Origin of the sequence: Bartonella sp. AA16NXGY (assembly GCF_042197325.1) — a bacterium.
Lineage (GTDB): Bacteria > Pseudomonadota > Alphaproteobacteria > Rhizobiales > Rhizobiaceae > Bartonella.
The window spans coordinates 208,964-231,264 of the sequence record NZ_JBHIRR010000002.1; the positions used below are offsets into that span (position 1 = coordinate 208,964).

Below are 22,301 nucleotides of genomic sequence, written 5' to 3' on the forward strand. Positions count from 1 at the left end.
AAGGTTTCTTTTAAACTTGAATTTCATTTGAAATGGGTTGAGAAATGTTTGGAAGACTTACAGATCCTACGGCAGGTGCTTTTCATGCGCTTGCACATGAACCGATCGTTTTGTATACATGTATTGCGATTGTTTTGGTTGGTTTAATTGCTGTTATTGCTCTAACAGTACTTGGGTGGTGGGGGATTCTATGGCGAAATTGGATTACAACGGTTGACCATAAACGCATAGGTATTATGTACATCGTTCTTGGAATTATTATGCTTGTTCGCGGTTTTGCGGACGCACTTATGATGCGAACGCATCAAGCTTTAGCTCTTGGGAGTGAAACAGCAGGTTATTTGCCCCCTGAGCATTTTGATCAAATTTTTTCGGCGCATGGTACGATCATGATTTTTTTCATGGCCACGCCTATTTTATTTGGTCTTTTTAATTATCTTATACCACTTCAAATTGGTGCGCGTGATGTTGCTTTTCCCTTTGCAAATAATCTAGGTTTTTGGATTACGGCTGCAGGGGCGATATTGATTAACATATCCCTAGGTGTTGGGAATTTTGGTCGTGGTGGTTGGTTGATGTATCCACCTTTTACAGAATTGCAAACGAGTCCAGATACAGGGGTAGATTATTATTTATGGTCACTTCAGCTTTCTGGTATTGCAACAACAATGGGATCAGTGAATTTTATTGCAACGATGATTAAAATGCGTGCTCCTGGAATGACAATGATGAGAATGCCTATTTTTTGTTGGAGTGCTTTTGTCAGCAATGTTCTTATTGTAGTCATTTATCCTGTTTTGGCTGTAGCATTTGCACTCTTGGCATGTGATCGTTATTTGAACATGAATTTCTTTACCAATGTTGGTGGCGGAAATCCGATGGTATGGATTAACTATGTTTGGGTTTTTGGTCATCCTGAGGTTTATGTTTTGGTTGTTCCTGCTTTTGGAATTGTTTCTGAAGTTGTATCAACTTTTTCTTCAAAACGCCTCTTTGGTTATACTTCAATGATATGGGCCATGTTGGTTATTTTGATTCTTTCGCTTCTTGTTTGGGGCCATCATTTCTTCACAATGGGTGGGGGTGAAGCTGTAAATACCTTCTTTAGTATTGCTACGATGATTATTGCAGTTCCAACCGGTGTAAAAGTTTTTAATTGGCTGCTTACGATGTATAGAGGTCGGATTCGCTTTGAGCCTCCTATGCTTTGGTGCATGGGTATGATCTTTACATTTGTTGGTGGTGGATTAACAGGTGTTTTATTATCTATTGTTCCTGCTGATTGGCAGTTTCATAATTCGCTCTTTTTGATAGCACATTTCCATCATACAATTATTGGAGGTGTGGTTTTTGCGTACTTAGCGGGGATTGCATTTTGGTTTCCAAAAGTTTTTGGTTATAAACCAAATCGCATACTAGGTATTACATCTTTTTGGTGTTGGTTTATTGGTTTTTACCTTGCCTTTTTCCCCGTTTATGCGCTTGGTTTAATGGGGGCGACGCGTCGTCTTCAGCATTACATGGAACCTAGTTGGCAGCCGATGTTTATTATTGCTGCATTGGGTGCTTGTATTATCTTACTTGGTATCCTTTGTTTTGTGCTACAGGTTGTTTTGGCGATTTGGTACGGTATTAAGCATAAAGGGCACTTACCGGTAACATTAAATGATTCTTGGGGTGATGCACGTACACTTGAATGGTTTACCTCTTCACCGCCTCCTTCTTATAATTTTGCCCTCCTTCCAAAGATACAGTCTGATGATGCTTATTGGAATATGAAGAAAAGTGGTTATCAACGGCCGACAAGTGGATTTACAAAAATTCATATGCCATCGAATACATCGGCTGGAATTATTGCTGGCTTCTTCTCATTAGTTGTTGGTTTTGCGCTTGTTTGGCATATTTGGTGGCTTGTTGCGGTTGGACTGGTTGGTTTTATTGCAACGCTTGTGTGTCATTCATTAACAGGTGATCATCATGGTTACTATATTCCAGCTGAAGAAGTGCAAAAAACTGAAGATGCCTTTACGGCTGTTCTTAAAGAGCAAGGAGTGACAGTATGAGTGCTGTAACAATGAATAACGCGAGTACTATAGATGAACTTCACCACGATAGTAGCTCGGTAATGACGTTTGGTTTTTGGGTCTATATTCTTTCAGACTTAATCCTGTTTTCGACACTGTTTTCAAGTTTTGCTGTATTTTCTGCTTCTTATGGTGGTGGTAAAGCGGGCAGTGAGTTTATAGATTTAAAGTTTGTTTTGGTTGAGACTGCTTTCTTGTTGTTTTCGTCCGTCACTTATGGCTTTGCAATGGTACAAGCACATAAAAATAACATCAGTGGTGTGCGTTTATGGATGGCTATTACCTTTGGATTGGGGTGTTGCTTCATTGGTATGGAACTTTACGAATTTCATGAACTTTTGAGTGAGGTTTTTTATTTTGATCCAAATGCTTATGCGGGTATTGATCCTGCAACAGGTTTACAGCTTTTTGGACGGGAAATTCTCTCTGCTTATTGGTCAGCATTTTTTGCTTTGGTTGGCACCCATGGACTTCACGTAAGTGTTGGCCTTCTTTGGATGGTTGTGATGTTTTTTCATCTTCGTCGTAATGGCTTGGATCAGAACAATAAAACACGTTTAGCATGTCTTTCCATTTTTTGGCATTTACTTGATATTGTATGGATTGGTGTTTTCACCATGGTTTATCTATTAGGAGCGTTGTGATGAGCGTGCAAAATGAAACACATGGTCCCAGTACTGGTTCCTATTTGGTTGGTTTTATTCTGGCTGTATTTTTCACTTTGGGTTCTTTTATTCCTGTGATGTATGGAATGATGGAAAGTTGGGCAGTTAGTACAAAGGTTGCGTATCTTATTGGGATGGCGATTATTCAGATTATAGTACAAATTGTTTTCTTTTTGCACTTGAATTCTGGTCCAGACGCCAAGTGGAATTTAAGCGCGTTGTGGTTTGCTGCTATTTGCGTTTTTGTTATTATTGGGGGAACTTGGTGGGCTATTTCTCATTTGAATTATAATATGATGGGTGGTTCAGGACGTGTTATTGAACCGGAAATATCAAGTAGAGATGATTCTTCAGTGTCTGAGCAGTTATCAAACAAAGATATATCCGTAAGAAAACAGCCAGAAAAGATACAGGGCTCAGAGGTTTCGATGGAGCAAGGTGCAAGTACGCAAACTCCTGTAGATCAAGCACTTGGTTCAGAAATGCCTATGGGGCAGGGTCTAAGTACGCAAACTCCTGTAGATCAAGCACCTGGTTCAGAAATGCCTATGGGGCAGGGTCTAAGTACGCAAACTCCTGTAGATCAAGCACCTAGTTCAGAAATGCCTATGGGGCAGGGTCTAAGTACGCAAACTCCTGTAGATCAAGCACCTGGTTCAGAAATGCCTATGGGGCAGGGTCTAAGTACGCAAACTCCTGTAGATCAAGCACCTGGTTCAGAAATGCCCATGGGGCAGGGTCTAGGTACGCAAACTCCTGTAGATCAAGCACCTGGTTCAGAAATGCCTATGGGGCAGGGTCTAGGTACGCAAACTCCTGTAGATCAAGCACCTGTTTCAGAAATGCCTATGGGGCAGGGTCTAGGTACACAAACTCCTGTAGATCAAGCACCTGGTTCAGAAATGCCTATGGGGCAGGGTCTAAGTACGCAAACTCCTGTAGATCAAGCACCTGGTTCAGAAATGCCCATGGAGCAAGGTCCAAATACGCAGTTTCCTGTGGAGTAGTTGTTAGAAATATCTACGGAGCTAATGCGGCATGTATCAGCTTCGTAGAAGAAATTTGTAGGATATAAAGCAGGAGATAAGTACAAGATATCAGTGGAATGAGTATCATTATTTTGAATATACTTTTAATTTAAAAGAGAAAGTCCGTGGGGTATTTAGCCAATCTTTAATTTTTGAGACAAATAGCTATTTGTAGAATATACAAAAAGTGATGTTTGTAAAATTTACTACAAAGAAAGAGAATGTGCGAAACAAATTTTTATATTGTGTGAGATAAAAAAGCTACGAAGCAGTAATATTTTTAGATTTAAAGAATTTATATTAAAGATAGCATTAAAATTATTTGTAATAATAATATGCAATTGAAATCAAAAATTTAGAGAATAATCAGAAAATTTAATGAAAACCGTTGCAATGACAGTTATAGGTGCTGGTTCTTTTGGTACTGCATTAGCGATAGCTCTTGCCCGTAATGGTCATAATGTTTTACTTTGGGGATATAGTCCTCAACATATCAAAGAATTACAGGAACAACGTTGTAATCAAGTATATTTACCCGATGTTCGATTTCCTGAAAATTTATTACTTGAAGCTTCCCTTGAAACTGCAATAACGGCAAGTCACAATATATTAATCGCTGTTCCAAGCCATGTATTTCATCAAGTTTTGTATAATATTCAGCCTTATTTAGATCAGCATTCACGCGTTATTTGGGCTACAAAAGGTTTAGAACATGGTACTGGACGTTTCTTACAAGAGGTTGCTCGTGAGATTTTAGGTGAAAAAATTCCTTTAGCTGTTTTTTCTGGACCAACTTTTGCTCAAGAACTAGCTATTGGTTGGCCTACTGCAATGACGATAGCAGCTTCTGATGTTGAGTTTGGTAAAGAATTGCAGCAACTTTTTCATTGTGACAAAAGTTTTAGAGTTTATAAAAGTTCAGATATGATTGGTGTTCAATTAGGGGGGGCAGTCAAAAATGTTATTGCTATTGGTGCAGGAATATCAGATGGCATAGGTTTTGGGGCAAATGCACGAATAGCTCTTATCACACGAGGACTAGCTGAAATCAGTCGTTTAGGGGAGGCTATGGGTGCTGAGCTTTCCACATTTATGGGAATGACAGGCTTAGGTGATCTGGTTTTGACATGTACTGATAATCAGTCGCGTAATCGCCGTTTTGGAATACTTCTTGGTAAAGGAATAGATATAAAAGAAGCAGAAAAACAAATTGGTCAGGTTGTGGAAGGATACTTAAATACCAAGGAAGTATATACGTTGGCGCAGCGTATTGGGGTAGAAATGCCCATTGTAGAACAAATTTATCAAATTCTCTATTGTGGTAAAAATATAACTGAAGCGGCAAACACATTACTAAGCCGCGCTCTCAAGGACGAAATTCAATGATATCCTGTTTTTTAATAATTCTAATCGTAAAAAATAGAAACATGCTATGATAGACATATAAAATAGATTTTATTGATGGTTGTATAAGGCAGTCATATTCCAGAAAATTATAGATTCATATCATTCGATTCTTTATGAAACATGGCTGAAATATAAAAGTTTTGGCTTTTGTCTAAGAGCTATCTCTTTGAAGATAAATTGTCGTTTCCACTTATACGTGTTTATGTAATGTAATGAACAAGATATTTTTATTGTCTCTTAAATTCATCTCACAATGATATTTGCAAACAGAATAATACAAGACTCATTAGGTAGAAGCATCTTATTTATGTAACGTATAAGCTAAGAATATCGGGGCAGGGATATTGTGAATCTCTGTTTTTGTAATTCTTTAAAACAAGAAGACAATCTAATTTGGGAAGAAGATGAAATTTTAAAGCTGAAAATCTGTTCCCATTTCTACAATCATTTTTAAATTCAGTTTTACGCTATCTAAAGCAATATCTTTTAAATAATGGAGATTATCTCACACCTTTATTTTTCTCATTTTCTAATGAAAGCATTTTTCTGATGTGTCAGGTAAAATAGAACGTCCAAAAAAACACGATTGCTGTTATATATTCACGTGCTTGTTTTAAAGAGACCTCTCTTAAAAATCCTAAGTCCAATTTGCGACGGTGACTGTGAATAGTGTAACCGATAAAGCTATTGTGCACATCCCCATCTTTATGTTTATGAAGGAGGAAGACGAGCATCATTACACCCCCAAATGTTGTGAGACAGCTCTTGGCACTTGAAGCTGTTCAGTAGAGATATTTAAGCCTTTTATTTTCTCACATGTCAATTCTGTTTTTTATATGCAAGAAATGATTTTTGGAATTATAACTTTGAAAGTCTAAGATTGAAAAAATGTTATTGTACTTGTTTGTGGCTGTCATTTAAACTGAAAAATAATGTGATTATAAAGATAAAAAATTGATTTATATAAATAATTCATTTTATTTTTGTATTGAGTTAATTAAAAATATATGTTTGCTTGTCACAAGCGGGTTAGTATGTGGATAAAAATTATTAAAGATACTTCTAATGAATCATCTCAAGTGTCAAGGGTTGTTTCAATATTAGAACATGGCAAGTAAAATGACGGTGTCGGTTTGTCATCTGTATAAACATTAAAATGGTGGTAAAAAAAGGATTTTATGTACTTCACAAGGATTTTTTATATGTTCTACAGGTACCATTGTGAAATGGAATGGCGTGCATTGAGAGATATCTTTAAAAAATGCATGAAGGAGAAACAGCTATAGTGTTTTTGGGTGTTCTATTTTACCTGACACATCAGAGCAATGCTTTCATTAAAGAACAATAGTAAGATTAATGATTGATTTCTTTACGCCTTCATATTCATCCTAAATTAGATTGTATTTGCGTTTCAAGAATAAATCAAACGGTAGGAATATTTTTTTCAATTTGCTACACAAAAGCTGAAACTAAGGGTTTTAATAATTCTCTAATCTCTGTTTCAAACTGCGGTGGCATGAGGGTTGGATATTGATTTATAAGCAATGGCAAAAGCGTATGCTTTAGTAAGGTAAATAACGTCATAAAATACACACTTTATCAACCATGGATTGAAGAAATATTCCGGCTTTTATAAAATATTTTGCGAAACAAGGCATCGTACATCTGGTTTTGTATTGACTTATTCTTACAAACATTTGCACATATTCCTTACGTCATATTATTATAAGTCAATACACTATTATATAGCTGAGAAAGTACTCAATACCCGATTAAAGCACTATGTACATGATTGATTTTCTTTTTTAGTGCAATGAAATAAATTTTATTCTTCTTGGGAATCGTCACTTTTTTTCAGTTCTTCAAGTATTGGCATAGACATGATGTTATAGCCTGAATCAACATAATGGATTTCACCTGTAACACCTGATGATAAGTCAGAGAGTAGATAAAGAGCAGATTTTCCAATTTCATGAATATCTACGGTACGCCGTAATGGGGCATTACGGCGTTGATGTGAAAATATTGCCCGTGCAGCTGCAATACCATTACCTGCTAAAGTTCTAACAGGACCAGCGGAAATCGCATTGACACGAATATTTTGAGGACCAAAGTCCGCTGCTAAATAACGTACCATAGCTTCTAAAGCTGCTTTAGCAACACCCATGATGTTATAATTAGGCACAACTTGCTGTGAAGCACCGTAGGTAAGAGTTAAAAGTGTTCCTCCATTGGGCATAAGCTTACCCGCGCGCTGGGCAATTTCAGTAAAGGAATAAGCTGAAATAACCATCGTGCGTTGAAAGTTTTCACGTGTTGTAACATCAACGTAACGCCCTTTTAGCTGAGTTTTATCTGAAAAACCAATGGCATGGACAATAAAATCAATTGTTTTCCATTCTTTTTCAAGTTGCTCAAAGACGTAATCAATATTTTCACTTTTTTCAACGTCACACTCTAGCACTAATTTGCAGCCAAGTTTATCTGCTAGGGGATGAACACGTTTTCCAAAAGCATTTCCTTGATAAGTCAACGCTAATTCCGCTCCTGCTTGTGCGAGCTGACAGGCAATGCCCCAAGCAATTGAATGGTCATTCGCAATTCCCATAATAAGGCCGCGTTTGCCCTCCATCAAACCTTTCATATTATTCTCCGTAAGACCGTACTTTTTTCAATTACTAAGAGCTTTTGTTTATACATAACGTTGGAAAACAAGCGTTGCATTGGTACCGCCAAAGCCAAAAGTATTCGACAATACGGTATTCAGTTGTTGATGATCACGTCGTTCACGAACGATTGGCATATCAGCAAAAGCTGGATCAAGTTCTTCAATATGGGCACTTTCACAAATAAAATTATGATTCATCATTAACAATGTATAGATTGCTTCGTGAACACCTGCTGCTCCCAAGGAATGTCCTGTTAGAGACTTGGTAGCGGAAATGGGGGGGCATTGATCACCTGCTCCAAAGACACGACGGATAGCTTCTATCTCAGGAGGATCACCAACAGGAGTTGCTGTCGCATGGGGATTGATATAATCAATTTTATTATCGACTGTTGCAAGGGCCATGCGCATGCATCGTTCTGCTCCCTCTCCTGATGGGGCAACCATATCATGTCCATCGGATGTCGCACCGTATCCAACGATTTCTCCGTAGATTTTTGCACCACGTGCTTTAGCAAGTTCTAAATCTTCAAGGACTAAAACGCCAGCACCTCCAGCAATGACAAAACCATCACGATTAACATCATAAGCACGTGAAGCTTTGTGAGGAATGTCATTATATCTGCTGGACATAGCGCCCATGGCATCGAATAAAACAGATAGTGTCCAATCCAAATCTTCGCAGCCACCGGCAAAGATGCGCTTCTGTTTACCATATTGTATCATTTCGTAAGCATTACCAATACAATGATTGGAGGTAGCACAAGCTGAAGAGATTGAATAATTGATCCCCTTTATTTTAAAGAAAGTTGCTAATGTTGCAGATGCTGTGGAACTCATCGCTTTAGGGACAACAAAAGGTCCAACACGTTTTGGACCTTTTTGGCGTGTAATGTCAGCAGCTTCTACGATTGAATGTGTTGAAGCACCTCCAGAACCCATAATAATACCCGTGTGTTCGTTCGATACTTCATGCGGTTCTAGACCCGCATCAGCAATTGCTTGATCCATGGCGATGTGATTCCATGCTGTTCCACGCCCATGAAAACGTAGAGCACGTCGATCTACGAGTTCTTCTATATTAATATCGGGCTTGCCATAAACTCTGCTACGAAAGCCTAATTCAGCATATTGAGGTGCGTAAGAAATTCCGGATTTTGCTTCACGTAAACTGGTTAAAACAGCTCTAGGATTATTTCCAATTGCGGAGACAATTCCCATTCCGGTTACAACAACTCGACGCATTCATACCTCCTCGTTCCATACAGAATAGTGAAAAGTTCTTTCTGACGGAAATAACGTTCAATCTTCTTTGAATAAAGCAACGCGTAAATCGTTCGCCTTATAAATAGTCTCTCCATCTGCTTTTAGCCACCCATCAGCTATTCCTAAGACTAAATTTCCACGTCGAATACGCTTAAAATCTATTTCATATTCAAGAATTTTGGTTTGTGGAGTTACCATCCCTGATAACTTTACTTCACCTGTTGATATTGCTCTTCCTTTGCCTGGTTCGCCTAGCCAACCAAGAAAAAAACCTGTTAATTGCCACATACCATCCAGTCCGAGACATCCTGGCATGACGGGATCGCCTATAAAGTGACAATTAAAGAACCACATGTCTGGTGTAATGTCAAATTCGGCGCGAACCATTCCTTTATCGTATTTACCATCAGTTTCACTAATTTGAGTGATTCGATGAATCATTAACATTGGCGGTGCTGGCAATTGCGCATTACCTCTACCAAACATTTCGCCGCGAGCGCAGCTTAGAAGCTCTTCATATGTGTAGCGAGACTTTTGTTCAGCCATTGTTACTCCATTTATTTGCATATATCTTTATTTCTGCGCTTTTCCCAACCTACTTTTAGAGCAAATTTTAAAGAGAGGGAAATGATTTTATATCATTTTTAATGACAAAAGCCTTTTTTTATGTATTCTACATAGGTAATTATTTAAAAATGGAATACAAGATTACACCATACTATTCCCATTTTTTTGTATTTTGATCTTATTTAGCAGGAATATATTTGGGTTTGTAATTATGTCAGTGAGTGCAGACAATTTAGATATGAATGAAGAGCAGCAGTTCACAAAAGAGTGTGGAAAAATTGTGCAATATTATTCCATTTCTATGTTAGAAAAACATTTGCGTCAAAATGGTCTGCGTCCAACACGTCAGCGGTTGGAACTTGCACATATGATTTTTTCTCAAGGAAATCGTCATATTACTGCTGAAGAGCTCTATGAGGAAGCGGTGAGGGCAGGTGTACCTGTATCTTTAGCAACGGTTTATAATACGCTTCATCAATTTACGGAAGCGGGATTATTACGGATTATTGCCGTAGAAGGCTCAAAAACTTGGTTTGATACCAATACCTCTGATCACTACCATTTTTATATAGAAGGCGAAAATCGTATTCTTGATATTCCTTATAATTTGGAAGAAGCTCCCATTATTAGAAATTTGCCTAAGCCACCAGAAGGTATGGAAATTTCACATGTTGATTTAATCGTGCGATTGAAACCAAAAAATCAATCTTGTGATAGGCAGTGAGGATATTCAATGAGGAATAAAAATTAAACTTGTTGAGTTTGAGTATTCACCAACCTTTTACTTTTTCATCAGGATAGATTCCCCATAACTGGGGTTGCTGAAGCCATCCGCGCGTATTATTAATGTTTAGTTCGCACCATTGTCCATCACATTGGCGGATGTTACCAATGACGTTAGGTTCTACTTCCGCCACAAGTTCTGCGTTGTCGGTGGGGTTTTTTCGTAGCATCAGCCTTTTTGTTTTATCTTTTTGCCATGGAATAGTTATAGCAGTTCGCTTTCCCGATAAAAGCGATTGATACACCCATCCCTCATCGCCTTCTGCATCACGAATTTTGCGCCATTGATCATATTCTTGAATGATTTCAATAGGTAAGCCCTTCTTTTTGTAGGTGAAAATGATTGAATAGTTGCTTCCTGGTCCGACGCGTACATTAACGCTGGTGGGTTTAATCGAAGCAAATCGCGGAAGTGGTAAACCACTGGGCCCTAAATTTTGATTAAATGTTTGTGCATGCAACAAATGAGATGAACCCAATACAATGACTATTGCTATTAAGATACATGATATGAGTATTGAAACGCGAAACCAACGAGAATTTTGCACACCGAACTCCTTTATTTCGTCATATATTGGAAATTTAAAATCTGAAAGATAAGACTGGAAACTGATAAAAAGTATGACACATTGCTCGTTAAAGAGATCTAAACGATGAAAAAATTGCTACAAAAATATCAAAATAAGGAAAACAAAAGGTTTGTATTTCTTAGTGCTTATCTTGTTTATGAGGGGGTAGATATAAATAAACATTAGATTTTTATGTAGCTGTAAGCGTGATAAAACAGTAAAGTATATTGGAGCCATAGGCAGTTTTTGTACAGGAAATTAGGGCTAAAGTATTGCATCTCTTTTTTGAGTTTGTTTCTCAAAGTAAAAGTGCATGTATGCATACTATGAACAAAGAGCTGTTCAGAAAGGGATTATTGTGTGGCTTGAAAAGAAGTTTTGAATGAACAAAATAATACGATAAATAAAACATTTAAGCGTAAAAATATGAGCAACATTATAGAGTAGATTGATATATGAAGGGCTAATTTTAACAGGACACTTTTTCGTGATAATTCATTTATAAAATTTTCTACACTCTAATCTTATGCCATGATAATGCTTATCCGTATGGTAGATAAGCTGGCTCCATCGTTCTATTTACCAGCTTTCAATGTTATGCAGTTCCTATTATTTATAGTGTTTATAAGAAGCATTTTTGTTTTTTCTTAAATAGCTTTTATTCTATTTGCATACGAATCCCGCTTATGATGTACAAGAAAATAATCTTGATTGATTCAATATGAGAAAGTGTTGAGAAACTTTACGTTATTCAGAATTATTACTTAATATGAAAAACGATTACTTATAATAATAAATCTCCGCGTTAAAAACTTTAACTCGTTATTTAAATTTTAAAAACATTTCCATCAAAAATGGTAATAAAAGGCACATTCATCCATATTAAAATACAGTGTTTTCTCTGTTTATTGTCAATTTTCTTTTTCTCTAACTCAGTATAGAAGAAAGTTGAATGAAATAGAAAGGCTTATTCGATACACTGATGAGGGTAATTACATAAGTGATGAATAGAAGAAATTTATCAAGAAAAAAGAATCTATAGTGCAGTGGTTGAAATTCGTCATCCTTTAGAGAGATAGAATCAAGAGATATAAAAAGTTATGGAATTATATCGTTTCGTTACATAACTGAAGGGAAAGAGGATTATGAATTTGATATTATATTTTACACACAATCGCATATTGCGATAGTTATTTTTGTTTTGTAATCAGACCTAGGATGATCGAAAGATGTAGAATATTTAATGACAAAAAAGAAGTTCATCATGAAATTTGTACATAAGAAGCAGTGATGTAAGAGATATCCAGAAGGAGAAAATTATAGCGAAAAGTGATAATAAAACACCCCGCACTCAATTTACATAGGAAAAAGTCGCTTAAATATCTCAAGTGTAGTTTGTTATCTATTTTTAAAATATAAGAGTGAAATAAAAACCACCTCTATGATAGAAACCTTATTATTTTCAAATAACTAACATATTAGATAACATTGTACATAAAAACCTACCCAAGCAATTCATCGCAATTGCCTATGAAGATAAAATTTTCTAGTAGCTTACTATCTATTGCTTATGCAATTATATAATATCATAAAGTATATTACTTTACCGCAACAGTTCGTCCGTTACTAACAAAACCTTCTCTTTGTGCACGCTTACGAGCAAGCTTGCGTGTACGACGAATAGCTTCAGCTTTTTCACGAGCACGCTTCTCAGATGGCTTCTCATAATAACTACGCATTTTCATTTCACGGAAGATACCTTCACGCTGCATCTTTTTTTTCAACGCACGGAGCGCTTGGTCAACATTATTATCACGAACGAGTACTTGCACTATCTATCCTGCTTTTTTCAGTGTCATAAATGATAGGAAAAAACCTACGTCCTTTTAAAGGCATATCCAAAAGGACAAGCACTTATATCATATAAATGAGACATTTGTCTATATCGCTTTTTAAAATTCTATTTTTTTTACAATAAAAACGCTTTTTATAATGAATGATAGAATTTACGGTTATAAATTTATGAAAGTCCTTGTATTTGATCATTTTCGTCAAGATGAATTTTTTCAGCCGTGGGATAATGGGGTAGTCCCGGCATGGTCATAACATCTCCACAAATGACAACAATAAAGCCGGCTCCCGCACAGAGACGAACTTCTCGTATGGGAATTTCAAAATCAACAGGAGCTCCGTATTGCGTGGGATCAGAAGAAAAAGAATAAGGTGTTTTTGCCATACAAATAGGGTAGACGCCAAAACCTTCTTTTTCCCAAGTTTCAAGTTGTTTGAGAATAGGGGCTGAGATGATGGCGCCACGTCCACCGTATAGCTTTGTTATAATACAATTAATTTTTTGAACGAGTGGAATATCATCTTGATAGAGAACTTTAAAATCAGAATCGTGCTTTTCAATCAAGGTAACGAGTTCTTGTGCAAGTTCTATAGCGCCTTTTCCACCTTGTTCCCAATGCTTACAGATAATAGCTTTGTGTCCAGTTGTTGCAACTATTTTTTGTAATGTTTTTATTTCAGCATCGCTATCGCTGTCAAAATGATTGATAGCCACAACACAAGGAATACCGTAGTGCTTCATATTTTTTATGTGTCGTAAAAGATTGGCAGCTCCTTTTTCTAAAGCGGTGATATTTTCTTCTGTCAGGTTATTTTTATCCAGACCACCATTCATTTTTAATGCACGAATAGTTGCGACGATCACTGTAGCATTTGGTACAATACCTGCTTGCCTACATTTGATATTGAAGAACTTTTCTGCTCCAAGATCTGCTCCAAACCCTGCTTCTGTGACAACATAATCAGCAAGTTTTAAAGCAGTTTTTGTTGCTATAACTGAATTGCAACCATGAGCAATGTTGGCAAAAGGTCCTCCATGAACGAGAACAGGATTATTTTCAATTGTCTGTACGAGATTGGGTTGTATAGCATCTTTGAGAAGAACTGCCATTGCACCTTCCGCATTGAGATCAGCAACGGTGATGGGCGTTTTATCATAACGATAAGCAACAATAATTTTTTTGAGTCTTTGTGTAAGGTTTTCTAAATTTTCAGAGAGACAAAGAAGCGCCATAATTTCTGATGCAACAGTAATATCAAAACCTGTTTGACGTGGAAAACCATTTGTTATGCCCCCCAATGAAATGACAATATCGCGCAATACACGGTCATTCATATCAAGAACGCGCTTCCAAACAATGCGACGTGGATCAATGTTTAGAGTATTTCCCCAATAAAGATGATTATCTATCATTGCGGCAAGAAGATTATGAGCAGATGTAATAGCATGAAAATCACCGGTAAAATGTAAATTAAGGTCATCCATTGGAATGACTTGCGCATAACCACCACCAGCAGCACCACCTTTTACACCAAAACAGGGACCTAAAGATGGTTCTCTCAAGGTAGCTATTGTTTTTTTACCAATAAGATTAAGAGCATCACTTAGTCCAACTGTTGTTGTTGTTTTGCCTTCTCCGGCAGGTGTGGGATTGATAGCTGTGACAAGGATAAGTTTACCATCTGGATTTTTATTAAGCGATTTTATGTATTCAGAAGAAATTTTAGCTTTATCATGACCATAGGGAATGAGATTTTCATGTGAAATACCAATTTTTTGTGCAATTTCAATAATATGTTGCTTTTTAGCAGTGCGAGCAATTTCAATATCAGTTTTAGGCATGGAAAAATTCTTTAAATTCAGCTTTTATTAATGTTTGAGATCTGTACTCCATGGATTAATTAGAAAAATTCATAGAGAACAGAAAAATATTAAGATATCATAGAAATCGATGATATGCCATGCAAGAGATAATGCTAAAGAAGCACAAGAAGAGTTTTATTGTTTTTTAGGAAAAAGAATCTTTTTGCTTTTAAGCAGTAAAAATACGTTTAATTCAATTAAAAATATTGCGAAAAGAAGCTTTGGTTTGCAACAAATGCTGATGACATTAATGGATACCATAAGTGTTTCATAGTAGTACGTTTGAGAAGTAGTTTATTTATTCTTTCTAACAACACACTGAAAAAGTTTCACATGGTGGTAAACCGGAATTTATGGCGACACATCTGAAGTCCCTCTTAAGATGGGACTGCTAGGAATAAAATATCCAGAAACATCCAGTTATGGAACAATTAGAAATAAGCACGTAAAAAATTACCTAACTGAGTAGAGAGTATAATCCGGAAGAGACCAAAAACAAGCGCATAGATTGAAAAAAGAAAACAACAACATACGCTACTCATGCAATCGCTACGATTATAAGCTAATAAAAGCAACTTAGAGCTGAATTGAAGGACTCGTAACATCTTATTCTAGCAAAATGGCTAAAGAAACGACTCACAACAGAATGAAATAACAAAATACAAAGATAGGTAAAAATAAATCACAAAATAAAGAATTTAAAAAGTCTGACTTTATAAGTAAGATATTGATAGATGGCGCACCCGAAGAGATTCGAACTCCTGACCCCCAGATTCGTAGTCTGGTGCTCTATCCAGCTGAGCTACGGGTGCATACATTTCAATTTTTTACATTGTCTAAGACAAAAGGGTTCCTAATCGTTTCATTAAAGAAATGCAAGTGAAACTTGAGTCGTCATAAAAAAAATCTCTCTTTTTTTATGATATATTTTAAAAAAGGATATAATATATTATGGCTTCAGTTGGTTTTGATATGAACATTTTTTTGTCATGACTATACAAAGCAATATGAACGATAGTTAACTTGACGTTTTAATCTATGAAAGATAGTCAAGCAGAGATGAGATGTGTTTTTTGCGGTGGGGGTAAGATATATACACCCGCTGTTGGGTTTTTGTGTAAAACGCCGATATTACTGTTGAAAACTATTTCAGATGAACATGACACAGCAAGGGCGGATGTATGGCGTTATTAAAAAAGAGCTTTCCATTAGTGTTTTTAATCGTTGTTTTAACGGTTACTTATTGGGCTGGAAAAAAGAGTGCAGACCAACCCATTTCTATGGTGGATAAAACAAGAGTATCGGATAAAGCTTCAAATGAAAAAATGGGAAGGCCACCGGTAAATGTTGTCGTTGATCTTGTAAAAGTTCAAGATCTTTATGAACAACTTAACGTTCTTGGGAGTGGAAAAGCTCTTGCAGAAGTCGAGCTTACCCCTTTATCCTCAGGTGTTATTGATAAGCTTTTTGTATCAGCGGGTACAAAAGTACAAGCTGATGATGTGATTGCAAAGCTTGATTCTAAAAAAGAAGAAATAGCGGCTGCAAAAGCAAAAGTGCAACGTGATAACAATGCGTTGACGCTTTCGCGTATTCTTAAATTACGCGCCAGCAATACGGCAACGGAAGTTCAAGAAATTATGGCACGCTTAGAGTTGGATAACGCAAATTTAGTTTTGCGTAATGCTGAATTAGATCTCGATCGGCGAACAATTCGAGCACCGATTCCTGGAGTTGTTGGTATTTTGCCCGTTGATGCGGGGAATAACGTGACCCTTAATACTGTAATAGGCCGTATTGAGAATAGAGAACGTATTTTGGTCGATATATGGGCCCCTGAACGATATGTGTCGCGCATCCATAAAGGAGATGAGGTAACGGCAACGTTAATCGCGCAGCCAGATAGATCTTTTGTTGGTCATATTTATGCGATTGATAATATCGTTGATCCAGAAAGTCGCACACTTCATGTTCAGGTTGAAATCAATAATGAAAAAGATACGCTCATGTCTGGTATGTCCTTTTCTGTTTCCTTGCAGTTTCATGGTGGTTCTTTTCCTGTCGTTAATCCTCTTGCAGTTCAATGGAATAGTAAAGGGTCATTCGTTTGGCGTGTGAGAGAAGGAAAAGTAGAGGCTATACCCGTATCAATTATTCAGCATAAAGCCGATCATGTTTTCGTGAAAGCTCCCCTAGAAAATGGTGATCAAGTTGTCATTCAAGGGGTGCAAATGCTTTATCCAGGAAGTAAGGTAACTATTGATGATCCAAAGTCTCATCAACAGCAATTATCAGTAGGTTATGGAACGGATATACAATGAGCCAAGAATTGAGCACAAAACAGCCTATGTCAAAGGTGGAGCAAGGTGGTCTCATTACCTTATTTATTCGCAGACCGGTTTTTACTCTTGTTTTGAATGCTATGATCATCATTGCAGGATTTGCAGCATGGTTAAATGTTGATGTAAGAGAATTACCCGATGTTGATACTCCTGTAACAACGATTGTGACGATGTTTTCTGGTGCATCGGCAGAAACAATTGATCGTGAAGTTACAAAAGTTATAGAAGATGCTGTTTCTCGTGTTTCAGGTGTTAAGACGATTTCTTCAACGTCTTCTTTTGGACGCTCCCGTGTGAAGATTAACTTTAATGTCGGTGTTGATTTGAATGTTGCAGCATCTGATATTCGTGATGCTCTCTCTCGTGTTACCTATTCTTTACCGAAAGATGCGGATTCGCCTTTGATTATTAAAGCAGATTCGAATGCTGCTGCCATGATGTATTTGGTTGTGACGTCACCAACAATGAGTGTTGATGATTTAACCACGATTGTAAACGATCAGATTGTTGATGCTATTTCTGCTGTTGATGGTGTTGGTGATGTACAGGTCGATAGTGCTCGCACAAAGATTTTTCAGATTGATATAGATCAAGCAAAACTTGCAAGTTATGGATTAACTGTAGCAGATATTTCACGTGTTCTTGCTGATATGACAACAGATGTGCCAGTAGGGTCATTACGCAATTCTAAGCAAACTTTAGTTGTACGTGCTACTGCACGTTTAACAACACCAGAATCTTTTGAACAAGTTGTTTTAAAGCCTCATGTGCATCTTGGTGATGTTGCGCATGTTACTTTATCGCCGGATATAGAAACAGTTATTCTTCGTATCAATGGAAAGACAGGTATTGGATTAGGTATCGTGCGTAAAGCACAATCCAACACTCTTAATATTTCTGAAGGTGTGAGAGCCGTTGTTGATAATCTCAAAAGTATTGTTCCTTCTTCTGTAAATATAGACGTTATTAATGACGATGCAATTTTTATTAAAAGCGCTCTTCATGAGGTTGAAGTTGCGTTGGTCATTGCTATTTTGAGCGTTATCTTGGTCATTTTTCTTTTTCTCAGAGACATTCGTGTAACGCTGATACCTGCTTTATCTCTTCCTGTCGCTTTGATTGGTACCATTGCGGCTATTTATCTTGTAGGGTTTTCATTGAATATTCTCACATTTTTAGGACTTGTTTTAGCAACAGGGCTTGTTGTGGATGATGCCATTGTTGTTCTTGAGAATATTGTTCGGTGGCGCAATATGGGATTAGGTTCCAGAGCAGCAGCGGTGATAGGAACACGTGAAGTGTTTTTTGCTGTTTTAGCAACAACATTGACATTAGTGGCTGTGTTTGTTCCTATTTCCTTTCTTCCTGGGCAAGTTGGAGGTCTTTTTAGAGAATTTGGTTTTGTTTTGGCAATTTCTATTTTGCTTTCTTCAGTTGTTGCCTTAACGCTTTGTCCAATGTTGGCTTCGCGTTTTCTCAAAGAACATATTGAGGAAAAAGAGGAAAAGTCCCATCATTTTGCTTTTTTATATAAATTAGGTAATTTTTTTCATAAGGCATATACTTACAGTTTGCATAAGTGTTTAGAAAAGCCTTGGGCTGTTGTTTTTGCTTCACTTATTTTTGCGGGTCTTTGTGTTGGAGGCTATACGAAGCTACAACAGGAATTAACGCCAGCAGAAGACAGAGCTGTGATCTTTTTGGTTATTAATGGACCACAAGGTATTTCAACACAATATTTGAACGAGCAAATAGAGCAAATTGAAGCAAGTCTACAGCCATTACGTGATGCAGGGGAGATTGCTAACAGTTACTCTATTGCGGGTGCTGGCGGTTCACCCAATACTGCTTTTTTGATTTTATTGCTTTCATCTTGGGATAAACGTTTACGGAGTCAGCAAGAAATCGTGAAAGATATTAATGCAAAGGTTAAACAGTTTCCCGCAGTTTTTGTGTTTGCTGCGCAGGGAAATTCTCTAGGTGTGAGCGGAACTGGGCAAGGGTTGCAATTTGCAATTCTTGGCAATGATTATGCAATATTACAACCCATTGCTGATAAGCTGGTAAGTGCTTTACAAGATGATCCGCGTTTTATTCGCCCACGCCTTACTGTTGATGCAACACAACCGCAATTTTTTATTGAAATCAATCGAAAAAAAGCCTCCGATTTAGGGATTGATATCACCAATTTGGGCGATACATTACAAACAATGTTGGATGGTAAAAAGATTGGTTCCATTAACGTGGATGATCATTCTTACGATGTTAAATTGATATCGCGTACAAATTCTATGAAGAGTCCTAGCGATTTAGAAAATATTTTTTTAAAAACCAAAGACAATCGATATGTTCCTTTATCGGTTATTGCGCGTTTACATGAAAAAGCTATTGCTCCTCAATTAAAACGGGAAAAACGCATGAGTGCTGTTATTTTAAGCGCAAATCTTACTCCAGATATCGCTTTAGGGGAAGCTTACCAAACTGTACAGAAAATTGCTTCTCCTTTGTTATCAAAAGGAACCTATTTGGTTCCCTTAGGGGAAGCCGAAACGCTTAATGAAACATCTTCCAATTTTATGATTGTTTTTGGCATTGCCTTTTTGATTATTTTATTGATTTTGGCTGCTCAGTTTGAAAGCTTTATTTCAGGATTCATTATTATGGCCACTGTCCCATTAGGGATTGGTTGTGCTGTAATTGCTATGCTATTAAGTGGTGTAAGTCTTAATATTTACAGCCAAATTGGATTAATTTTGTTAATTGGTGTTATGGCAAAAAATGGTATTCTCATTGTTGAATTTGCAGATCAATTACGCGATCAGGGAAGAAGCGTGCGTGAAGCCGTAGAAGAAGCAGCAAACATTCGCCTTCGTCCAGTTTGTATGACAATGATTTGTGCCATTTTAGGAGGTATTCCTTTGGTTTTGGCCAAAGGTGCTGGCGCAGAAGCTCGTATAGCCTTAGGTTGGGTTATCGTTGGTGGCTTAGGTTTAGCAACTATTTTTACGCTTTATGTCACACCGGTTGTTTATCTTTTTTTAGGGCGTTTTATAAGACCAAAAGCAGAAGAAGATTTACGTTTAACAAAAGAACTCAATCAAGTTAAATGATGTATATGATAGAAAAGATTTGAAAGTTTATTCTTGTAAAAATATCATTTTCGGATCTTATCCTTTTATTTTGTATATTCCTTCATTTTTATGTGAGCAGTGAAAATAGCGAGCAATAAAGGAGGTGTTTTCTGCTTTGTTATTGTTTGGGCATAGATTTCATTATCAATAACCGTATAGGATAAGCTTATGGGAGATAGCTTTTCGATTCGAAATGAAATGGCTTTTGAAGCCACATTAAAAGCTTTAAGAAACCATGCCGCAAAGGATGGGGTCTATGATATTCGTCGGCATTTTGTAGAAGATGAACAGCGTTTTTCCCATTTTTCCCTCAGACTTGATGATCTTCTTTTCGATTTTTCAAAATGTGGTGTGACATTTAAAACATTGCAACTTCTAGATGATTTAGCGGTCGCAGCAGATGTGTTAGGCCGGCGTGATGCAATGTTTTCTGGTAAGGCGATTAATACAACTGAAAAACGCTCAGTTCTTCATATTGCATTACGTTTACCTGCTGATGAAATTTTCATGTTGGATGGTCATAATCTTATTCGCGATATTCAAGACGTCCTTGAAGATATGGAAAGATTTTCTGAAAAGGTGCGTGATGGAAGCTATAAGGGAAGCAGTGGCGAGAGAATAAGTGATATTGTCAATATTGGTATTGGTGGTTCTGATCTTGGTCCTGCAATGGTCACATATGCTTTAAAACCTTATCATGATGGTCCACAGTGTCATTTTGTTTCGAATGCTGACAGTGCCCATATTTCTGATACTCTCTCTATTTTGAATCCAGCAACAACGCTGTTTGTCATTGCTTCTAAAACTTTTACAACGGCTGAAACAATGGTCAATGCTCAAGTTGCACGTCAGTGGATTTGTTCACATTTAGGAGAAGAAGCCGTTTGTACGCATTTTGTTGCTGTTTCAAGTGCGCTTGATAAAGTGGCAGAATTTGGCATAGATTCCACAAGAGTTTTTAAATTTTGGAATTGGGTTGGAGGACGTTATTCAATTTGGTCAGCCATTGGACTTGTTGTTATGTTTGCAATAGGTGGTGGAAATTTTCGCCAATTTCTCAATGGTGCTTTGCAAATGGATCAACATTTTAAAACTATGCCTTTGCATAAAAATATTCCTATTCGTTTTGCTCTTTTAGGATTCTGGCATCGTGTTATTTGTGGTTATTCATCACGTTCGATCATTCCTTATGCACAGCGTTTAATACATTTTCCAGCTTATTTACAACAGCTTGATATGGAATCAAATGGTAAACAAGTCTCGCTGGATGGAAAACCATTAAGTTTTTCAAGTGGTTCAATTGTTTGGGGGGATTCAGGAACAAATAGTCAACATGCTTTTTTTCAGCTTCTGCATCAAGGAACAGATATTATTCCTGTAGAATTTATTTTATTTATAAAAGGGCATGAGAAAAAATTACATTCTATGTATGAGATGTTGCTAGCAAACGGTTTAGCACAATCAAAAGCCTTGATGAAGGGGCGTAGTCTTGAAGATGCTCGGCATATCTTGATAAAAAATGGAGTTGATGAGGGTGAAGCAGACCATTTAGCACGTCATAGAAGTTTTAAAGGAAACCGTCCCAGCATTACGCTGGTTCAAGATTCATTAACACCTTTTGCACTCGGTCGTCTTATTGCGCTTTATGAACATCGCACTTTTGTTGAAGGGATTTTAATGAATATTAATTCATTTGATCAATGGGGTGTTGAACTTGGTAAAGAATTAGCAAACGAGTTACTACCAATTCTTCGTGGAGAAAGTAAAGCGGATAATCGTGATAGTTCAACATTAGGGTTGCTAGCACATATTCAAGCAAGACGTGCAAAATAATATAATTTTACAGTAGGTTTTGTACTAACTAAGCAAAAGTAGAAGGAGGAGAAATATGAGATAATTCTTTAATTTTACTATGCCTTCTCTTATTATCTGGATTAGATTTATGTAACAGAAAATCAAAAAAGTGCAAAAATTGTAAAAATGAGAATTTATTCGCAAAAACGATAAAGACCTTTGAGAGGTCTTTGAAGACCCTTTGAGCCCCCCCTTAAAATCCTTCGAAAAAAATAAATTGGT

General features: G+C 37.0%; 14 protein-coding genes and 1 tRNA gene. 8 read left to right on the forward strand and 7 right to left on the reverse strand.

Annotated elements, in window-relative coordinates; genetic code table 11:
• Positions 1-44 precede the first annotated feature (44 nt).
• From cyoB to gpsA, 4 genes are all read left to right on the forward strand, one after another.
• Entirely contained in the window at positions 45-2,063 is a 2,019-nt protein-coding gene (cyoB, locus tag ACFINK_RS02230) for a cytochrome o ubiquinol oxidase subunit I (RefSeq protein WP_375611433.1), read from the forward strand.
• Positions 2,060-2,728 carry a cytochrome (ubi)quinol oxidase subunit III gene (locus ACFINK_RS02235; protein ID WP_375628427.1) on the forward strand — a complete coding sequence of 223 codons (669 nt, stop codon included), beginning with the start codon at positions 2,060-2,062 and terminating at the stop codon, positions 2,726-2,728. Before cyoB ends, ACFINK_RS02235 begins: the two co-directional genes overlap by 4 nt.
• Positions 2,728-3,756: a cytochrome o ubiquinol oxidase subunit IV gene (gene cyoD, locus ACFINK_RS02240; RefSeq protein WP_375638166.1), complete on the forward strand. Its 1,029-nt coding sequence runs from the start codon at positions 2,728-2,730 to the stop codon at positions 3,754-3,756. Before ACFINK_RS02235 ends, cyoD begins: the two co-directional genes overlap by 1 nt.
• 399 nt (positions 3,757-4,155) lie before the next feature.
• Positions 4,156-5,163: an NAD(P)H-dependent glycerol-3-phosphate dehydrogenase gene (gene gpsA / locus ACFINK_RS02245; protein ID WP_375612834.1), complete on the forward strand. Its 1,008-nt coding sequence runs from the start codon at positions 4,156-4,158 to the stop codon at positions 5,161-5,163.
• A gap of 1,846 nt (positions 5,164-7,009) precedes the next feature.
• On the opposite strand, the gene fabI is transcribed toward gpsA, so the two are convergent.
• Genes fabI through fabA form a run of 3 tightly spaced genes read right to left on the reverse strand, consistent with a single transcriptional unit; the run spans position 7,010 to position 9,664 of the window.
• On the reverse strand, positions 7,010-7,828 hold the full coding sequence (gene fabI / locus ACFINK_RS02250; protein ID WP_375610038.1) for an enoyl-ACP reductase FabI: 819 nt from the start codon (positions 7,826-7,828) through the stop codon (positions 7,010-7,012).
• Between the two features lie 48 nt (positions 7,829-7,876).
• Complete coding sequence (fabB, locus tag ACFINK_RS02255; RefSeq protein ID WP_375638167.1) at positions 7,877-9,097, reverse strand: beta-ketoacyl-ACP synthase I; 1,221 nt, start codon at positions 9,095-9,097, stop codon at positions 7,877-7,879.
• A 57-nt stretch (positions 9,098-9,154) separates the two neighbouring features.
• A complete protein-coding gene (gene fabA / locus ACFINK_RS02260) occupies positions 9,155-9,664 on the reverse strand; it encodes a 3-hydroxyacyl-[acyl-carrier-protein] dehydratase FabA (RefSeq protein ID WP_273722474.1) in 510 nt (169 codons plus the stop codon).
• 232 nt (positions 9,665-9,896) lie between these two features.
• Here fabA and irrA point away from each other — a divergent pair, with 232 nt between their 5' ends.
• Complete coding sequence (gene irrA / locus ACFINK_RS02265; protein WP_375612837.1) at positions 9,897-10,409, forward strand: iron response transcriptional regulator IrrA; 513 nt, start codon at positions 9,897-9,899, stop codon at positions 10,407-10,409.
• A gap of 46 nt (positions 10,410-10,455) precedes the next feature.
• On the opposite strand, the gene ACFINK_RS02270 is transcribed toward irrA, so the two are convergent.
• The 4 genes from ACFINK_RS02270 to ACFINK_RS02285 form a co-directional block, all read right to left on the reverse strand.
• Positions 10,456-11,016: an SH3 domain-containing protein gene (locus ACFINK_RS02270; RefSeq protein ID WP_375612838.1), complete on the reverse strand. Its 561-nt coding sequence runs from the start codon at positions 11,014-11,016 to the stop codon at positions 10,456-10,458.
• 1,619 nt (positions 11,017-12,635) lie between these two features.
• Complete coding sequence (gene rpsU, locus ACFINK_RS02275) at positions 12,636-12,869, reverse strand: 30S ribosomal protein S21 (protein ID WP_012754552.1); 234 nt, start codon at positions 12,867-12,869, stop codon at positions 12,636-12,638.
• Between the two features lie 188 nt (positions 12,870-13,057).
• Positions 13,058-14,731: a formate--tetrahydrofolate ligase gene (locus tag ACFINK_RS02280; protein WP_375638168.1), complete on the reverse strand. Its 1,674-nt coding sequence runs from the start codon at positions 14,729-14,731 to the stop codon at positions 13,058-13,060.
• 756 nt (positions 14,732-15,487) lie between these two features.
• Positions 15,488-15,564, reverse strand: a tRNA-Arg gene (locus ACFINK_RS02285).
• A 369-nt stretch (positions 15,565-15,933) separates the two neighbouring features.
• Between ACFINK_RS02285 and ACFINK_RS02290 the strand changes: the two genes are divergently transcribed.
• From ACFINK_RS02290 to pgi, 3 genes are all read left to right on the forward strand, one after another.
• Positions 15,934-17,073, forward strand: coding sequence for an efflux RND transporter periplasmic adaptor subunit (locus ACFINK_RS02290; protein WP_375628415.1), 1,140 nt, complete (start codon positions 15,934-15,936; stop codon positions 17,071-17,073).
• Positions 17,070-20,204: an efflux RND transporter permease subunit gene (locus tag ACFINK_RS02295; protein WP_375628413.1), complete on the forward strand. Its 3,135-nt coding sequence runs from the start codon at positions 17,070-17,072 to the stop codon at positions 20,202-20,204. Before ACFINK_RS02290 ends, ACFINK_RS02295 begins: the two co-directional genes overlap by 4 nt.
• A 189-nt stretch (positions 20,205-20,393) precedes the next feature.
• Positions 20,394-22,058 carry a glucose-6-phosphate isomerase gene (gene pgi / locus ACFINK_RS02300; RefSeq protein WP_375628411.1) on the forward strand — a complete coding sequence of 555 codons (1,665 nt, stop codon included), beginning with the start codon at positions 20,394-20,396 and terminating at the stop codon, positions 22,056-22,058.
• Positions 22,059-22,301 lie beyond the last annotated feature (243 nt).